Annotated in this window: 13 protein-coding genes and 1 pseudogene; 10 read left to right on the forward strand and 4 right to left on the reverse strand. The window is 30.8% G+C overall.

All coding sequences use genetic code 11. From position 1 onward, the window contains the following. Positions 1-65 precede the first annotated feature (65 nt). Entirely contained in the window at positions 66-344 is a 279-nt protein-coding gene (locus BST83_RS20725; protein WP_367889194.1) for an ATP-binding protein, read from the reverse strand. Positions 345-670: 326 nt separating this feature from the next. On the opposite strand from BST83_RS20725, the pseudogene BST83_RS12650 reads away from it, so the two are divergent. The 5 genes and pseudogenes from BST83_RS12650 to BST83_RS12670 form a co-directional block, all read left to right on the forward strand. After that, positions 671-1,921, forward strand: a pseudogene (locus BST83_RS12650) (IS4 family transposase); the annotation flags it as partial. 248 nt (positions 1,922-2,169) lie between these two features. Further along, on the forward strand, positions 2,170-3,987 hold the full coding sequence (locus BST83_RS12655; RefSeq protein WP_104810096.1) for a zinc metalloprotease: 1,818 nt from the start codon (positions 2,170-2,172) through the stop codon (positions 3,985-3,987). Between the two features lie 89 nt (positions 3,988-4,076). Continuing rightward, positions 4,077-5,186, forward strand: a complete 1,110-nt coding sequence (locus BST83_RS12660) for a hypothetical protein (RefSeq protein WP_146092171.1) — start codon at positions 4,077-4,079, stop codon at positions 5,184-5,186. 20 nt (positions 5,187-5,206) lie between these two features. Then, a complete protein-coding gene (locus tag BST83_RS12665; protein WP_104810098.1) occupies positions 5,207-6,679 on the forward strand; it encodes a T9SS type A sorting domain-containing protein in 1,473 nt (490 codons plus the stop codon). 1,233 nt (positions 6,680-7,912) lie between these two features. After that, positions 7,913-8,998 carry a glycosyltransferase gene (locus tag BST83_RS12670; protein ID WP_170062787.1) on the forward strand — a complete coding sequence of 362 codons (1,086 nt, stop codon included), beginning with the start codon at positions 7,913-7,915 and terminating at the stop codon, positions 8,996-8,998. Here BST83_RS12670 and BST83_RS12675 read toward each other — a convergent pair. Genes BST83_RS12675 through BST83_RS12685 form a run of 3 tightly spaced genes read right to left on the reverse strand, consistent with a single transcriptional unit; the run spans position 8,953 to position 11,370 of the window. Continuing rightward, positions 8,953-9,810 (reverse strand): 2OG-Fe(II) oxygenase, encoded by an 858-nt coding sequence (locus BST83_RS12675; protein ID WP_104810100.1) that lies wholly within the window; start codon positions 9,808-9,810, stop codon positions 8,953-8,955. The two genes, BST83_RS12670 and BST83_RS12675, sit on opposite strands and share 46 nt — an antisense overlap. Further along, positions 9,803-10,684: a glycosyltransferase family 2 protein gene (locus BST83_RS12680; RefSeq protein WP_104810101.1), complete on the reverse strand. Its 882-nt coding sequence runs from the start codon at positions 10,682-10,684 to the stop codon at positions 9,803-9,805. Before BST83_RS12680 ends, BST83_RS12675 begins: the two co-directional genes overlap by 8 nt. Beyond that, complete coding sequence (locus tag BST83_RS12685; RefSeq protein WP_104810102.1) at positions 10,681-11,370, reverse strand: cell division ATP-binding protein FtsE; 690 nt, start codon at positions 11,368-11,370, stop codon at positions 10,681-10,683. Before BST83_RS12685 ends, BST83_RS12680 begins: the two co-directional genes overlap by 4 nt. Before the next feature lie 160 nt (positions 11,371-11,530). On the opposite strand from BST83_RS12685, the gene BST83_RS12690 reads away from it, so the two are divergent. The 5 genes from BST83_RS12690 to BST83_RS12705 all read left to right on the forward strand — a co-directional run bounded on the left by BST83_RS12690 (position 11,531) and on the right by BST83_RS12705 (position 19,385). After that, complete coding sequence (locus BST83_RS12690; protein WP_240614748.1) at positions 11,531-14,560, forward strand: tetratricopeptide repeat protein; 3,030 nt, start codon at positions 11,531-11,533, stop codon at positions 14,558-14,560. A 3-nt stretch (positions 14,561-14,563) separates the two neighbouring features. Then, positions 14,564-16,345, forward strand: a complete 1,782-nt coding sequence (locus BST83_RS12695) for a hypothetical protein (protein ID WP_104810104.1) — start codon at positions 14,564-14,566, stop codon at positions 16,343-16,345. A 35-nt stretch (positions 16,346-16,380) separates the two neighbouring features. Continuing rightward, positions 16,381-17,100 (forward strand): hypothetical protein, encoded by a 720-nt coding sequence (locus tag BST83_RS12700; protein WP_104810105.1) that lies wholly within the window; start codon positions 16,381-16,383, stop codon positions 17,098-17,100. Positions 17,101-17,390: 290 nt separating this feature from the next. Beyond that, positions 17,391-17,552, forward strand: a complete 162-nt coding sequence (locus BST83_RS19920) for a hypothetical protein (RefSeq protein ID WP_170062788.1) — start codon at positions 17,391-17,393, stop codon at positions 17,550-17,552. A gap of 399 nt (positions 17,553-17,951) precedes the next feature. Continuing rightward, positions 17,952-19,385, forward strand: a complete 1,434-nt coding sequence (locus BST83_RS12705) for a M20/M25/M40 family metallo-hydrolase (protein ID WP_104810106.1) — start codon at positions 17,952-17,954, stop codon at positions 19,383-19,385. Position 19,386 lies beyond the last annotated feature (1 nt).

The following is a 19,386-nucleotide window of genomic DNA, read 5'->3' on the forward strand; positions in this document are numbered from 1 at the left end:
CTTTAGCATCCGCATTAAAAAGATGCAGAAATTAAAATGGTGTCTTTTAAGATTTATAGATAAACTTAGATCTCTTTAAATAATGGGAAAGTAAATTGTTGTTTTGGCAATGAAAAATAAAACGTAGTTCCTACACTTTCTTTGCTCTCCAACCAAATAGAACTCCTGTAATACGTAACAATTTTTTTAACAATATAAAGTCCAATTCCGGATGAAGCACTAGTGCTTTCTAATTTTGTAAATACTTTAAATATCTTATCGAAATAGTCTGACTTAATTACTATTCCATAGTCTTTTACAAAAAACTCAAAATATTCATCTTTTTCAATTACTCCAATCTTAATTACTTCTTTTTTTTATCACTATCTTTTATGGCATTTTGAATTAAATTTTGAAAGACCTGCCTAAATCTCAACGAATTTCCATACAAACTGGGTAAATTTTCTTGAACCGTAATTTTTATGTGAACAGAAAAATGAACTACCTCGAGGCCAATGTCATTAAGTTAACGATTTAAATAACTGATATTCAGGTAATTAAATTAATTATATTCAAATTAATTTCGTATATTTAACTGATAATCAATTAGATGTAAGATGAAAAAAAACACCTATTTTTATTTTTAAAAAGATCGGTAAAGAAATTTTTAGTAGTCAACTTAAAAGAAAGCTTTAGAGTTTCAGAAAAAGATTTTACAAGAACAAGAAAACAATCCTTTTCTACAACCTTATTACTTATGATGAATTTTTTAACAAAAAGCCTTTCTATAGAAATAGAAAACTTTGTAAATCATTTAAGACGAGACTGCGGTCTATTAAGTTTAAAATCTTTTACAAAAAGTGCTTTCGTGCAATGTCGTAAAAAAATACAACCAGGAGTTTTTAAAAAATTAAGTGAGATGCTCATTGATGAATTTTATACCGATAATGAACTAGGAATAAAATTATGGAATGGATTTAGAGTTTTAGCAGTTGACGGTTCTTCCATTACGCTTCCCTTTACAGATGAGTTGAAAGGTATTTACGGTCTTGTAAAAAATCAAACAGATACAGGCGTCGTTCAAGCAAGGGTTTCTGTACTCTATGATGTTTTAAATAAGTATGTTTTAGATAGTCAATTATCACCAAAAAAAGAGGGAGAAAGGGCCTTAGGATTGCTACATTTGGTAAAAACTAAAGCACGCGACTTGATTATTTATGACAGAGGATATCCCTCTTATGATTTTATAAATACGCAGTGCATAAAAAACATCGATTATTTGATGCGAATTAAAACAAGTTTTAGTGGCGTTACTAAAACTTTTATAGCCAGTAATAAAACAAGTCAAATTGTAGAAATTTTCCCAAGTAAAAACGCTGTTGTATCTGATAAACAATATGATAGAAATACCCCGATAAAAGTGAGATTACTTCGTGTGAAATTACCCAGCGGAGAAACAGAATTATTAATCACCTCTTTATTAGATAGCAAGAAGTATCCTAATAAAATATTCAAGGAACTATATTTTAAAAGATGGGGTGTAGAAATTTTTTACGATGAATTGAAAAACAAATTAAAAGTAGCGCATTTTTCAGGCTATTCCAACCAAAGTATTTTACAAGACTTCAATGCAGCTATATTCATTAGTAACGTACAGACACTAATCGTCAGCGATTTAGAAGATGAAATAATAGAGCAAACAAAAAACAGAAAGTTAACTTATAAAATAAACACCAATTTATCTTATGGCTTTTTGAAGAATAAAATAGTATCCTTATTTTTCTCTAATACAGATATGGAAGCTATTGTGGAGCAAATTAAAATACTGTTCAAACAAGAACTAGTCCCTATAAGACCCAATAGATATTATCAAAGAAATATAAGGAAATATGTTAGAAGAGAGAAACCGAAAGTTACTAAAAATCAAAAAGATAGCATATGAAAATCCCTTAACTTAATGACATTGACCTCGAGGCCGAGCCATTGAGGTATCAAGCGGAAAAAACTTTAATTTTTAGTTTGATGAAAACCTCAGGTTTTCAAACTTTCCTCTTGACCACCGAGGCAGAGCCTCGGAGAATTCTATCGATTAAATTAATGAAATCCAACATTAGTAAGAATTTTGTAAAATTTAGAGTTAATTATATAAGTATATTCCTTAGTTTTGATATTTAATTAATTTAAATCTAAATGGCACTAGTAAGTTCAAAAAATATATCAAAGTTGTGGTGTAGTATTATTTTAGTATCAAGTTTTCTAAATGCTCAAAATCACCAACTAAATTCAATGCAATGTGGTTTTACAATGCACGGTTCTGAAAAGCAATGTGGTGTTATTCTTCATTCTGAGGATAATCAACTTAATAGTATTAAGCAAGAAAGAACATCTTATCAAGCGAAAACACAATTTTCTGATACTGAAGTAAGTTCTTATCTTAAGGCATACGGGGTTGATTCTTGGGTAATCAATAAATCAACTAATTCTTCGATAATTATAGAAACCTCTCCAGCATCTGTTGGGGCCGCTAGTCAAAGTAACGTATTATCTTATACATTGGTAAACATAAAAAGACCTGACGGTAGTTATTTAGTTGAAAATCATGAAAATCACACTCCGTCTGAGAGTTTTTATACGATTCCCGCAGACAGCCCAAACGGAGAATACAAAATTGAAGTGGGTGTATTTAAAAACGATACAGGAGGATATACTTTAAAAAGCTTGTCTAATAATGAGTATTTAACAATCTTGGAAGACACCTCTTTCCCAGCGTATACCGAGACACATGATTTTAATGACACAGCGGCTACTGAATGGACGAATACTAAATCAGAAAGCTTTAGTGTGGGTAATGATGTCCATGAATGGAATTTAAAACTACTTGAGGGTGAGAATTTAACTATTGATCTCTATAACATAGAACCCTATGCTTGCAAATTTAGCCCAAATCTGACTTTTTGGGATGCCCTAGACACAAAACTTTACTTGTTAGATGCAAACGACAATCTTATTATGACCAACGATGACGGAGGAAATAATAAAAATGCACGAATCTATTATACTGTACCTTCTACTGGTGACTATAAAGTAATTGCAACTAACTATGGGAAATTTAAATCTAGCAATTGGAATTTAAATTTAGAGCATCAAGCTGATAATTGGGATTTAGGAACCACTGGAATCACTTATTATAATTTAAAAATTGAATCTACTTCAAATTTACCTTTTACATTTGAGGCCATCGAATTAAGCAATCCCGAGGCTATAAAAATAAATGCTATTTTACTAACAAACGATGAGACTTTAGAACTAATGCCCGTTAGCACTACTTATGTCGAAACATTGATAGCTGATTTAAACGCTTCCTATTCAGAACTTTATGATACTGAAAATTGGCCAGGGTTCGAGCTTGCAGGAATTACAAAATTTTACAATCCTGATCATGCTATAACAGGGTCGCCCCATACGGTGCTTGCAGAAATAGGAAGTGGTCCTGTTGCTAAGCAAAATTACCTCAATTTAATTATTACAGATATAGACAGGGATCAGACAGGGATTGTAGGAACCACATATTTGTACAGTAATACAACGCAGTCCACTGGTGCTTCCATCGTTTTGGATGATAAAGCAGGATCTGGGGTCTTAATTCATGAAATGGGACATGTTATTGGGATGAATCATATTGCAGGAACTTGGCCACCTCAAAAACATTCATTAAATCTGCAAGACACCACGATGGGATATGTTACAAATTATATTTCGAGACCAGAAAACTCGTACATGAGTACATGGGAGTCATATACAGTTCAATACCAACCCTACCTCAGTTTGTACCTAACAAGTCAGCCAGCCTCACTAAAAACACCCTCATACGGAGATTTATTTTCTGAAGGGTTTAGAAGTTGGCTAATTACAAATGAATACATTATTTCAGAGGCTCCAACAACAGGTTATGAAGGAAATGATATTCCAACTACGGCAGCTAACGAATGGACTAATGTGGGGCCATAACTACAGATGCTCAAGCTGTTTTTAGTGCGATTGCTTCCTCAGAAAGTTCTGAAAACAACCATGCCGCTTATGCATACGCAAACTCAGGAATGTCAAAATTATATTATGGATCGCGACAAACTGATAATTCATGGAGTCAAAGTATTTATCAAACAAGTGTTGGAAGCCATAAAGTTGATATGAATGATAGAGGAGACGCCATTATAATTATTGAGCCTTGGTACAGCAATAATCTTACAGCGATTTATAAAAACTATAATGATAATGAGTGGTCTTCACCGCAAATTATTGGGAATTCAGAAAAATACGCTACGAGGCCAAATACAGTAATAAATGACGCTGGAGATGTGGCTGTAGTATGGTTAGAGATTAATAATAATAATGATAGAATTATTAAATTTAATGAGCGTGTTGATGGGACGTGGGTTGGTGAAATTAATATTTCAGACTCTGCTCAAATCAAGGAACTCCCTTCTATAGACTACAATAATAATAACGATGTTATTATCTCTTGGCAAGAATGGGATATCGACGACTCTGGGCGATTTGATGTTGTTGGAAAATTTAGAAATGGTAGTGATGCTTCCTTTAGTAATTTAGAAACCTACACTGATTTGTCTAATCATTCCGGATTTTCTCAAGTAGCTATCAACGACAACGGTGATGTGATCGTGTATTGGAGACAAGCTTCAGGTGCATTTGTGTCAGATCAAACTCAAAGCGCCATAGGAGCCCTCAAAGCCCGTTACAGAAATTTGGATGGATCTCTTGAAAGTACGGTCAATTTATCTCCCCCTGGAGAAGACTCACTAAATGCTTCTACAGAACTGACAGCGCCTCGTGTGGTTTTTAAAGGTGAAAATGCTGCTGTAACTTGGTGGGGTGTAAATGAGAATCACAATGTTATATACGCGTCCATAATGGTGGATAAAACCACATGGAATTCCACAGCCTTAACAACTCCTGGTAAAAGTGCTGATCTTTCATCAATAGCCATGGATGATAAAGGAACTATAGCAGTGGTTTGGCAAAGAACAGATGGTTTACATCAAAGAATCCAGTCCAAATTATACAGCCCTACAACAGCTTCTTGGTCGGCAGTAATGACATTGTCAACCTTGGGGGTAAATGCAATCCATCCAGACATTTCTGTTGATGGAAACGGGGGGCTACAGCCGCCTGGACTGAATGGAACATAACATCAGGAAGATATCTTCCGATGATCAAAAAATATTCACCCCCTACATGGTCGGGAGCTGTTGACAATAACTATAACAACCCTGCAAACTGGTCTTCTAATACGGTCCCTAATGCAACTAATGATATTATAATTCCTCCAGGTGCAGCGATAGATATTTCGGGTGATTTAAATGTTAATAGTATGTCTATTACGGATGGTGCTTCTCTCATTTCTGATGGAACTATTACTGGCTTAATTAGTTATACAAGAACGATCCGTACCACTAACTGGTACTTAATTTCTTCACCAGTAGTTGGTCAAGATAAGGATGCTTTTGTAACTGCTTCAAATCTAGCAACAGGTACTGAAAATAATGTTGGTTTTGCTGATTACGATAATAGTACAAAAGCTTGGTCTTACTACCAATCTGGCGCAAGTGGAACAGGAAACTTTGTATCAGGAGAAGGTCATGCAGTAAAATTAAATACAGCAGGAGATGTCGTTTTTACAGGAGCTTTTAATGATGCTGATGCGCGTTTTACTTTGTCTTATAATACCAATGGCTTAAACTTGATCGGGAATCCTTATTTGGCATCTGTATCAGTAAAAGAAATGTTAGAAGAAGTTAACATTGAAACCTTACTCTCGGAAAAAACGGTATGGTTATGGGATCTATTATCAGAATCTTATATTGAAAAAAACCTACTAAACGACTTAGAAATTGCGCCAGGTCAAGCCTTTTTTGTCTCGGCAGCACAAACAGGTAGTTTTAGTATTAACGAGAGTATGCAAAGTCATAGTTCAGATACTTTCCAAAAAACAACTATTAGACCAGAAGTAGCGCTTACCTTAAGTAACGGAGAGCTAAGTAGAACAGCATCTATCTTTTATATTGATGGGGCTACAACAGGTTTTGACAATGGATATGACAGTTCTATCTTTGGAGGTTTCGCTAATAAATTTTCAATATTCACACAAGTGGTTGCAAATGGTTCTGGAAGAAACTTAGGAACTCAGTCTTTACCAGATAACAATTTTGAGAACATGATTGTACCTGTAGGAGTAATTGCTGAACCTGGCAGTGCTTTAGAGTTCTCTGCAAGATTAGAAAATTTACCAGAAGACATTAAAGTATTCTTAGAAGACAAAGAAGAAAATACATTTACACGCTTAGACGCGTTAAATGCATCTTATAAAATTACTACAACATCAATTATAAATGGTGTTGGACGTTTTTATCTTCATACAGCTAAAAGTGTGCTTAGTATTGCTGATGCTACTTTAGATAATGTAAGTGTTTTTACAGTACATAATTCTTTAAGAATAGTTGGTTTACAGCAAGGGAAAGCTTCTGTTAAATTATTTAATCTACTTGGAAAACAAGTTTTAAATTCTGCTTTTGAATCTAATGGTATGCAAGATATTTCTTTACCAAGATTAGCAAAAGGCATTTACATTGTTCAGTTAGAAACAGTAGAAGGTACATTAAATAAGAAAATAATTTTAGAATAACCCATTATACATTTTATAATTCAAATCACATTGAAAAAAAAATAGAGAATAATTCTCAAGATATTTCACGTAAAGATGCTTTAAAAAAGATTGGATCTTACAGCAAGTATGCTGCTTTAACTGCACTTGGAACCTATTTAGTATTAAACCCTCAAAAAGCACAAGCTTCTTCTCCAACAAAGCCTGGTGATGGATTTTAATACTCTTTAATCTGTGTAAAAATAATTTACAGATTCATAAAAAATGAAATCATTTGTTTTCTGATTAGCTTCTGATTTATTAAAATTTTTACTTGAGATGATATATACGCATTTAAGTATTTTCTTTTCAGTATGGAATAAATATCAATATTCTACTTAAGCACTCGTCGACTCGCACATATAAGCTATAAATATTCTTAAACCATATAAGATAAAACTAACGGATACGAATTTTTGGTGTACTAATCATCTTCAATTCTATTAATGTAAAGTTTGTCAAATAAATAATGGTTAACTTTAAAATTATCGAGCAAGAATTTGTTCATAGGCTTCAACTCATAGTGCTTTTTGGCCGTTTCTTGCAGTTATTCAGATTTTCTTTTTGCAGATAATGACTTTGTCGGTTTGTAATCATTAGTTAATGCATATGTAATGTGCATTGGTCAGCCTTTAGACTTATTTATTCAGTTTTCAAACACTTATTTAGTTTTAATATTGGAAATTACAATTAAAAATGAAAAAAAATTACACTTTAACTTTATTAGTTCCACAATGGAAATATCTTTAAATTTATAAAAAATAAAAAATATTGATTAATTCTGGAATTTTTAATAGATGCTAATTATTTCTTAATGACTTTGAACAATTTAGAATGGCTTTTATTTAAACATCATAACACAAGACACACGAAATCGTAGTTATAATTTTATTAATCTACTTTATTCGCAAAGACTTTCCAAAACATTAGGCTTAAAATTCTAACTTTATTAAATCTTCCCCAAAAAAGTTCGACTTTACTCCCTTTTGCTCCACTATAAAAACGCTTAACTAATTTTTCTTTTTATTGCTTTATTTTACTATTACCAGCTCTATTAAAATATCCAAAAATTAGTCTTTAAATTTTGTAAGCTATTTAAAAACTAAACGACCGTAACTTTGATAGGATTCGTCTTATCATTCTTTTTTAAAGCAATTTCCCACTTCTCTTTGAAGAATGGGTTTTTATTTTTACTATTGCAAGAAAATATTTAATTTGAAAAGAGTTCTTGTAACCGTAACGAATGATTTATCTACAGATCAAAGAGTAGATAAAGTCTGTACTACTTTGTTAAATGATGGTTATAGGGTCCTTTTAATTGGTAGAAAGTTAAAAAACAGCATTCCGATAAGTAGAGATTATAAAACCAAAAGAATACAACTACTTTTTAATCAAGGTTTTTTGTTTTATGCTGAATATAATTTTAGAATTTTTTTACTCCTTTTTTTTTCAAAAAAAGATATTTTACTTTCAAATGATTTAGATTCTCTTTTTGCAAATTATGCCGTTAGTGTGCTTCAAAACAAGAAACTGGTTTATGATAGTCACGAATTATTTCCTGAAATTCCGGAGTTAGTTCATCGTCCTTTTGTGAAAAAATTCTGGTCTTCTTTAGAAAAATTACTACTCCCAAAACTTAAAAACACCTATACTGTTTGTAAAAGTATTGCTGATTATTATAACGAAAGATATGCTACTAATTTTAAGATTGTAAGAAATTTACCAACCTTTAAGAAAGTTGAAGTTGGCAAATTACCTTTTTCTATGGATGACAAAAAAATCATAATTTATCAAGGAGCTTTAAATATTGGTCGTGGTTTAGAATTGATGATCGACGCTATGGAATATTTAGAAAATCACCTACTAATTATTGCTGGTAATGGAGATATTTACACCAATTTAAAAGAAAGAAGTAAAAATAAATTAACAGAAAATAAAGTCCATTTTTTAGGCAAATTACTACCTAGTGAGTTGCAGAAAATTACGCCCTTGGCGGATATTGGTTTGAGTTTAGAAGAAGATTTAGGCTTAAATTACAGATATGCTTTGCCTAATAAAATCTTTGATTATATACAAGCAGAAATTCCAATTCTAGTTTCTAATTTACCTGAAATGAAACAAATTGTAATAAAATATAAGGTTGGTGAAATTATAAAATTAAGAACTCCACAAGCCCTTGCTTACCAAATACAGACGATGCTGAAAAATGAGTATTCCGAGTCCATCTTAAAAGCAAAACAAGAATTAACTTGGGATCATGAAAAAATAACGCTCCAAAATATTTTCAAAAATTTAAAATGATTATTTTTATATTTATGTGGATTTTCTCTAATACCTTTTTTAAAAACTGTACGCACCATAGATCTCAAATTATTATCAATTTTTAAAATAGCATCTTTCACTTTCTCATTTGGTCTTCCCCTAAAGGTAGTAACATGAAAAGAGTCTGAAGCAAGCAAAGGGGAATCAGAAAAATAATAATTAGAAACACAACATCTTGTATTTTCTATTTCAACTTTACTCACAGAATGCCAAGATTTTTGATGTGTCGCCATTACCACAAGTCTGTTAAACTTACTTTCTATAGTAATTTGCTTCTCTTTTAATCCGTCTGGCCAGACCTCTAAATTACCACCATTTTCTAATTTCCAATCTGGCGTTACATAATATAAAAGGTTTAAAACTCGCCATTTATTTCTGTCTTTGTCATGAGAATTATCTAAATGCGGATTTAAAAAATTATCTTTTTTCATTAAAGAAAGTCCGCCTGCATATAAATTTTCATCAGGATAAACAGCCTCTAAATCAAAAATTCCGGAGATGAATGTTACAATTTCAGGTTCTTGAAAAGCGTAGATAACTTCTTCCAATAAAGCATCATATATATTCATTTGAAAAGCAGTAAACTTCTGTTCACGTAAGCTTTTTCTTTGGATAGTTTCACTAGTTTTCGGAAAACAAGCATGTATTTTTAACGCTACTTCTTTTGGAAGTAAATCATCCACATAAAAGAACCCAATCTGTTCCTTATTGCTTAAAAATTGCTGACGAATTTCTTCCTTATTTTGAACTAAATTCTGATAAATTAAACTCGAAATTTCTTTTCTATCCATTTGCCTTCTTTTTCAAATAACAGACATAACTAACCTTTAAAAGATTCAAATACCATACAGAAGATAACTTTTCTGCTTTTCTCTCGAAAATAGGATACCATTTTATCAAAAGGAAATTCATTTTTAGGAATGTCAATAATTGAACAATTTTCAATAATTTCTGTTTTTCATTTTCTAAAAACCCTTCTTTTTCTAAGAAAATGACATTCTCCATTGCTTTTTTTGTTTTCGCTATAAAAACGTTATTTTCATCTAAACCTAAATGATAGACTTCATTATTTAAATGCGCTATTGCAAACTTATCTTCTAATAAACCTATTGAAAACAATAAATCTTCACGACCATATTCTATCAATTTTTCTTCAAACTGAACATTATCAAAAACTATCTTTTTGATAAAAAAATTTCCTGTAAAAAAGTATTTATCAGGCTCTTTTATCCTCTTTTCCAAAGCTACTTCTTCATGTTTTTTACCATATTTATAGCGAAGAAAACTTTTGTTTTTTGAGTGATCTTCATAGGCAATTCCTCCACAAAAAACAGAACCATTTTTCGAAATCTGTCTATAATAGGTCGCTATAAAATCACTTTTAACCGGAATTACGTCAGCATCTAAAAACAATAGCCAATCATGCGTTGCTTTTTTTGCTAGTAGATTTCTGATGGCACTTCTACCAATATTATTTGGTAGTATTTCAAATTTTGAATATGATAAGGTGTTTATTTTCTCATTCAAATTATTGTGTTGCCAATTCGAACCATCATCCAAACAAATAATCTCAAAATTAATGTTTGATTTTATAAGTTGTTGATGAATTTCTGCTACTAAATTGTAAGCATTGTAATTATATGTTGGTATTAAAACTGAAATCATTCAGACTTAACTTGCTGTGAAACTTCAAATAACTCTCCGGCTTCTACTTTTAGCGTTTTGTGTTTAAACTTCACAATTAGCTGATAATCATGCGTTGCCATTAATATTGTTTTGCCACTTTTATGAATTTCATTTAAAAGGTGCATTACTTCTAAAGATGTTTTTGGATCTAAATTACCAGTAGGTTCATCAGCCAAAATTAATTCAGGATCATTTAACAAAGCTCTTGCAATGGCTACTCTTTGTTGCTCACCACCAGAAAGTTCAAAAGCCATTTTGTAATATTGAGATTGCATACCAACTTTCTCTAAGACCTCATTAATTTTTTGTTTTATTTCTACTTTATTTTTCCAGCCTGTAGCTTTTAAAACAAATTCTAAATTTCCAAATACGGTTGTATCGTTCAATAATTTAAAATCTTGGAAAACAATTCCGATTTTTCTTCTTAAAAACGGAATTTCTTTATCCTTTAAATCTTTTAAATCAAAATCTACAATCATTCCTGTGCCACTTTGCAATCGAATATCTCCGTACAAAGTTTTCATTAAACTACTTTTTCCGCTTCCGGTTTTACCAATTAAATAATAGAAATCTCCTTTATTAATAGTCAAATTCACATTGGATATAACCAAATTATCTCTTTGATAAATATCTGCATTTTCTAAATGTAAAACTGGTTTTTCCATAAAAATAATTCTTTGTACAAACTTATAAGTTTCTGTTGATTTTATAGCAATAAATTATAAGTATTCTTACATTTGATGTAAACTATTATTGAATATTTATCCTTTTAATCAAACAAATTTAAAAAATATTCGTTAATTAGACTATAACAAATTCAATTGTATGAAAATTCGTTTTGTGAAAAAACATTTCTTAATGGTATGCTGTTTTTTAACGGCTTTTACTGTCTTTTCTCAGCAGACTATTGCAGATGTAAATTTTACTGCAGATTTTAATGATGCTTTAATTTTATATAATAACAAAGCGTACGCTGCTGCTCAAAAAATATTTGAAAAAACAAAAGTAGATGCAGCCACAAGCTCAAGCCTAAAGGCGGATGCTTCTTATTATGACGCCATGTGTGCAGTAAAGTTGAATCAAACAAATGCAGATCAAAAAGTATTAGATTTTGTTGCCGAAAACCCAACAAGCAACAAAAAAAACAAAGCCTTTTTTAATGTTGCCAACTATTATTTCGCAAACAAAAAAGCTTCTTATGCTTTAAAATGGTATGATAAAGTAAATGTTGATTTACTTTCTGAAGACAATCAAAAGGAATTAAACTTTAAAATGGGGTACAGTTTATTAGTAACTGATAACTTATCATTGGCCAAAAGCAAGTTTTCACCTTTAATAAATGATGCTAAATATGGCAATGACTCAAGGTATTATTTTGGATTTATTGCTTATAAATTAGAAGATTACGGAATTGCAGAATCTACTTTAAAAGAAATTGCTGATAATGCATCTTACAAGGCGGAAATCTCTTATTACCTATTAGACATCAGTTTTAAAATGGGAAAATTTGAACGTTGTATAGAAGTTGGACCAAAACTTTTAAAAACATCTCGGAAAAAAGATATTTCTGAAATTTCTAAAATTGTTGGTGAAAGTTATTTTAACCTTAAAAGATATTCGGAAGCAATTCCTTATTTAAAAGCCTACACCGGCCAAAGTGGAAAATGGACGAATACTGATTATTATCAATTAGGATATGTTTTTTACAAACAAAATGATTTCGCAAATGCCATTACTTATTTTAACAAAATTATAGACGAAAAAAATGCGGTTTCACAAAATGCCTATTATCATTTAGCAGAATGTTATCTAAATATTGATAAAAAAACAGAAGCTTTAAATGCTTTTAAAACGGCGAGTGAAATGTCTTTTAATCTTGAAGTCCAAGAAGATGCCGCTTTAAATTATGCGAAATTAAGTTATGAAGCTGGTAATCCTTTTCAAAATGTTTCTGATGTTTTACAAGATTATTTAAAGAAATATCCAAACTCATCAGCCTATAAAGAAATAAATGAATTAGTTGTTTCTGCATTTATACATCAGCAAGATTATCAAGGCGCTTTAGATTATTTGAAAAAGAAAAATTCTATTGAAAATATAGCTTTAACTTCCGAAGTTTCTTTGTACCGAGGAACTCAATTATTTAATGATAGTAAATACCAGGAGTCACTTTCTTATTTTGTAAAAAGTAAAGAATCTAAAGATGTAGAAATTTATGAAAAAGGGCATTATTGGGAAGCTGAAACTTTATTTCGATTAGAAAATTACGAGGAGGCAATCACTAAATTTACATCCACAAAAAGACTTTTAAAATCGAATAAAAAAGAATTTTATTTGATTGATTACAATCTTGGTTACAGCTATTTTAAATTAAAAGAATATACCAAAGCAATTAGTTCGTTTAATCAATTTTTAGCTGATAAGCCATCGGATAAAATGATAAATGAGGATACCTTCGTCCGCTTAGGAGATAGTTATTTTGCTACAAGAAATTATGCAGACGCTATCAATTCGTATCAAATTGTTGTTAAAAGCTTAGGTACAGATGCAGATTATGCTCAGTATCAAATAGGAATGAGTCATGGTTTTAGAGATGAAAGTGATGAAAAAATAAAAGCCCTAACAAGTGTTGTAAATGATTTTAAATCCTCTTCTTTAAAGGATGACGCATTGTTTCAATTGGCAAATACATATATCAAAATTAAAAACAATGAAAAGGCGCATCAAGCGTATGAGCGTTTATTAGCCAATCATCCTAAAAGTTCTTTCTTACCAAAAGCTTTAGTGAGACAAGGTTTGTTGTATTACAGCGATACTCAGAATAAAAAAGCACTTGATAAATTTAAACTTACGGTGCAAAAATTCCCAAATACTCCAGATGCACTTCAAGCCGTAAATAATGCGAAAAATATTTATTTAGATGAAGATAATTTAGATGAATATGTTGCTTGGGTTAAAAAATTAGATTTTATCAACGTATCTGAAGATGATTTAGATAACTCAACTTTTGTAATTGCGGAAAGAAAATATTTTGAAGGTAAAAATACTTCCGGAATTATTGTTACCCTAAACAAATACCTAGATAAATACCCGAAAGGAACTCACAGTTTAAAAGCTAACTATTATTTAGCAGACTTATTATTCAAAGACAAACAATTTGAGGCCGCAGTTCTAAATTATAAAGTAGTTTTAAAAGCTGGCGTATCAGAATATAGCGAAGATGCTTTGGCAAAACTATCGCAAATTTATTTAGAAAAACAAAATTTTGAGGATGCAATTCCTTTGTTAGAAAGATTAGAACAAGAAGCTTATGCTGTTGAAAACGTACAGTTTGCACAAAGTAATTTAATGAAAGGGTATTATGAAACCAAGGGATATGCGAAAGCAATTTCTTATGCCAAAAAAGTATTGTCTATAAATAAGGATAAAAATTATTTAATAGAAGATGCAAAAACAATTATTGCCCGTTCTTCTATTAAAACGGAAGATTTTGTTACTGCCCAAGAATATTATAGTGTAATTGAAAAAAATGCAACTGGCGAGTTAAAAGCAGAAACGTTATACTACAATTCATTCTTTAAAAATCAGCAACAAAAGTATGAAGCGTCTAACAAAGTTATTCAAGAATTAATTGCAGATTACTCTGCTTACAAATATTGGGGCGTAAAAAGTTATGTAATTATGGGTAAAAATTACTACAGTTTAGAAGATGCTTATCAAGCTACTTTTATCTTAGAGAATGTAATTAAAAACTTTTCTCAATATAAAGATATTGTAAAAGAGGCTCAAATTGAGTTGACCAAAATAAAAGAAAACGAAGCCAAAACTAACAATTCAATCATCCCAAAAAATTAAAAAATGAAAAAAGGCTGTCTTATACTTTTATTTTTATTCGGCATTTTAAATCTTTCTGCCCAAAAAAGAACCACAGAAAAAGTACAACCTGTAAAGAGAGATACGGTTAAAACTGAGGTTGTTGAAGTAGAAACGAAATACAATCCTAAGATTTCAGATGCTAGTAAAATTAAAAAAAACCCAATCTTACAATTATTAGATAAGAGTAAAAAGAAAAAGTTGACTTATAACATTTTCTCTGCTCCTGTTGCCTCTACTTTTATTCCCAAAACGGGCGTTGTAAAGGGTGTCGATGTTGGTGTAAAAGAGCGACTTTTTAACAATTATATTGCGGCAGGTTTTGGTAATTATACATCGCCTTATTTTGAAGCATACATAAATAGTAGCACTCGTTTTGAAAGTGAATTTGGTTTCTATACAAAGTATGTTGCATCTTTTGATAATATTGAAAACACACTTTTAGATAGTGATTTTTCAAATTTTTTAGCAACTGTTTTTTATAAAAAAGAAGAGCGTTACTTTGATTGGAAAGTGCGTTTAAACTCAGAAAGAAATCAATACAATTGGTATGGTTTACCAAACAATAATTTTGCTCAAAATACGATTGATCTGATTGATGCCAAACAGACCTATAATTATTTTAATGTTTTGGGTGAAATTAATTTTTTAGATGCTTATTTAGATAAAAGCACCCTCTCTATCTCCTATTTTTCTGATGCTTTAAACAGCAGCGAAGTAGTACTTAATTTTGACACGAATTTAGATTTGCCTTTAAATATTATTTATAATCAGCTAAATAATCTTACCGTAAAAACGGGTTTAGAACTCTTAAAGGGAAAGTTCAAAAATAACTATGCAACTCAAAATGAATTAAAGTATTCTATTTTTACTGCAAAAATAAACCCTGAATATAAAGCAACTTTTAGTGGGTTTTCTCTAAAATTAGGGGCGAAAATATTCGGTTCTTTTGATACAGAAAATAGTGTAAATAACTTTTTAATTTATCCAGATGTTCACATTCAAAAACCTATAATTGAGGAGTTTTTAACTATTTATGGAGGAATTACTGGCGATTTAAAAACAAACACATACAAACAGTTTTCCGAACAAAATCCTTACATATCTCCTACGTTGTTTATGACGCAAACTTCAGAGAAATACAAGGCGTTTGTTGGTTTAAACGGAAATCTAAATAACGACATCAATTTTAATGTTTCTGCAAGTTTGAAAGAGGAAGATGATAAACCTTTGTTTTTGAGAAATAACTCAAAATCAGACGGCATAAATACTACTTCAAATGGGGTTCCTTTGCGAGGGTATGAATATGGAAACTCTTTTAATGTGGTATATGATGATGTAAGAACAACTTCAATTTTTGCTGAATTAGAGTACGATTATACAAAGAAAATTACGTTTGCCACGAACATTCAATTTGATAATTTTTCGATGACAAATCAAACAAAAGCATGGAATTTACCAACCTTTCAAACTTCATTTGTAGTTAAATATAAAACCAATAATTGGTATGCGACTTCCAATATTTTTTATATAAACGAAAGAAAAGATCTTTTATACAGCGCAGCGTATCCTTCTAGTGCAAATGGTTTGCAAACTTTGTCTTCTTTTATTGATGTGAATTTAAATGGTGGTTATCATTTTAATGATACGTTTTCTGCTTTCCTAAAATTAAACAATGTTTTAAACAACAATTACCAGCGTTTTGCAAACTTTGATGTACAGGGTTTCCAAGCATTAGGTGGCATTGCATATAAGTTTGATTTTTAATTCTTTTCATAAAACAACTTTATTATCTTTGTAAAATGTTTATATATTATTTAACCATTGGTTTCCAAATTTTTTGCATTTATCATGCTTATAAAAACAGGAGTCCTTATTATTGGTACTTTATCATCTTTTTTCTTCCTTTAATTGGGTGTATTATTTATATATTCACTCAAGTTATTAACAAACAAGATGTAACTGCTATTACAGAAGAAATTACTACGATTATAAATCCTACAAAAAAGATTAAAGATCTAGCCAAGGAACTGGAGTTTTCGGATACCTTTCAATCCAAAATAAATTTAGCGAACGCTTATCTTGAAAATAAAGATCATAAAAATGCTATTTTATATTACGAAAAAGCACTAGAAGGAAATTTTAAAGACGACCCGTACACTATAAATAAATTGGTACATTGTTATTTTGAAACAGCTAATTTTGATAAAGTTATTTCATATGCCAACAAAATAGACATCAATAAAGAATTTAGAGAATCTATTTATTATTATGGTTTGGCTTTAGAGAAAAAAGATCTGTTCGATGATGCTGAAATTCAGCTAAAAAAAGTTGATAAAAGGTACTCGAATTACGCAGAAAGATTAGAATTGTCTAAATTTTTAATCAGAAGAAATAAAAAGGAAAACGCTAAAGAAATCTTAACAGAAATGGCATCCGAAATAACAGCGATGACCTCGCAAAATAAAAGAAAATACAATGTTATTTTAGCTGAAGTTGGCAAGATTTTAAATGAAATTTAAAGTTGTAATAAAGGTCATTATTCATTTACTACTTTTGATCTCACTAACTATTTTAAGTTAGATTGGTAGAATTATTTATGTTGTTTCTTTTTTAGTTGTATCAAATAAAAGATCGAAATATAGACTTAAAAGGATGTTTTTCTTTCTTACTTTATAGGTCTCCTTTACTTTTTTAATTGGTCCAAATATTACTCCTTTTTTTGGCCGCATAAAAATTGAAGATTCTAACAGAATTAAAGCGCATAGTTTTATAACCCTACTTTTTAATAGAAACTATGTAACCCCAAAAAATGCAGTCTGTTTTAAATGATATTTCTATAAAGGTTTCTAAAGAATTATCAGATATTAGCCTTATTTATTTAGATGCTAATTTTCCTTTTTTTGATGGATTTCCTTCGTTGCCCCATTTAAGTTACAGTGATGAAAAAAATAGACATTTCATTTATATATGAGGATAAAGATAAAAAAATCTCAAATTTAAAACCGTCAATAAGTGGTTAAGGTATTTTATTAAAACCAAGAAAAGGAGAAACAAATGAATCCTTAACTTGCAAGCAAGACGGTTTTTGGCAATATAATTTTACAAAACACCTCAATCTTGGCTCTAATTCTAAAGATTCAAGATTCTCTAAACCAGCAGCAAAAACATTAATCAACAAAACCTTATCGAATGCTACTTTAGGTATGGTCTTTATGGAACCTCATTTAAAAAATAGAGTACACTTAAATAATTCTAAAATACGTTTTCATGGACGTAGCTCAGTCAGACATGATGATCACCTTCATTTTTAAATTCACCAGTTTCTCATTAGATTTTTGTAGCTTTATACTTTCAAAAAACGAACCACATAATGAAAAGACTTATATTTCTATCTTCTTTGTCAATCCTTCTATTTTCTTGCGCCCAAAAGCAAGAAAGAACAATAAATTCTGATGTACTTTCATCCGAAGAGATAATTGATTCTACAAATATTAAAACCTTATTCAACTCCGCTTTAACTGATGGAAAATCATATGAATGGTTGCGAGATTTAACTCAGAATATTGGTCAGCGTTTATCGGGCTCGGAAGGCGCAGCAAAAAGCGTTATTTGGGGAGAAAAAATCATGAGGGAAGTCGGTTTAGATTCCGTTTGGTTGCAACCTGTTATGGTTCCTCATTGGGTGCGAGGTGAAAAAGAAATTGCTACTTACACGTTAAACGGAATGCAAAAAAATGTACCGATTTGTGCTCTAGGTTTTTCTATTGCCACACCAGAATCCGGAATTTTAGCAGAGGTAATTGAAGTAAAAAGTTTAGAGGAAGCCAAAGCTTTAGGAAACAAAATGGAAGGAAAAATTGTGTTTTTCAATCGTCCATTTGATGACACTTTAATAAACACATCAAGCGCTTACGGTGGTTGTGTAGATCAACGAGTAAATGGGGCTGCAGTTTGTGGAGAATTTGGTGCAAAAGGTGTAATTGTGCGTTCTATGACAAATTCTATTGACGATTTTCCGCATACAGGAACCATGAGTTATGGCGATTTACCAATTGAAAAGTACATTCCTACTGCTGCAATTAGCAGCAAAGCTGCGAATATTTTAAGTAAAGATTTAAAAGAAAACCCTAGTTTACAGTTCTATTTTAAGCAAAGTTGTGAAACATTGCCAGATGCACCTTCCTTTAATGTTGTTGGTGAAATTAAAGGAATCGAAACTCCAGAAAACTTCGTGGTTGTAGGTGGTCATTTAGATTCTTGGGATTTAGGTGAAGGCGCTCATGATGACGGAACCGGAATTGTACAATCTTTAGAAGTTGCTTATTTGTTCAAAAAAAATAACATCAAACCAAAAAATACGCTAAGAATTGTGTTTTTTATGAATGAAGAAAACGGAACGAGAGGTGCAAAAGAATATGCAGCATTATCAAAAATGAACAAAGAAAACCATATTGCTGGCTTAGAATCTGATTTTGGAGGTCATACTCCAAGAGGTTTTTCTATTGATGGAAATACAGTAAACACCCAATTATTACAAAGCTGGAAAAAATTATTATCGCCGTATGGATTGCATGATTTAGACAAAGGTGGTTCTGGTGCCGATATTAGCCCATTAAAAGAAGAAAACGTAACCTTAGTTGGTTACAAACCAGATTCTCAACGCTATTTCGATTATCATCATACAAGTAATGATACTTTTGATAAAGTAAACAAACGTGAACTTGAATTAGGAAGTGCTTCTATGGCAAGTATTATTTATTTAATGGACAAATATTTATACAGCAATACGGCTTTAAAACCTTAAT

The sequence above is a fragment of the Polaribacter filamentus genome (assembly GCF_002943715.1).
Lineage (GTDB): Bacteria > Bacteroidota > Bacteroidia > Flavobacteriales > Flavobacteriaceae > Polaribacter > Polaribacter filamentus.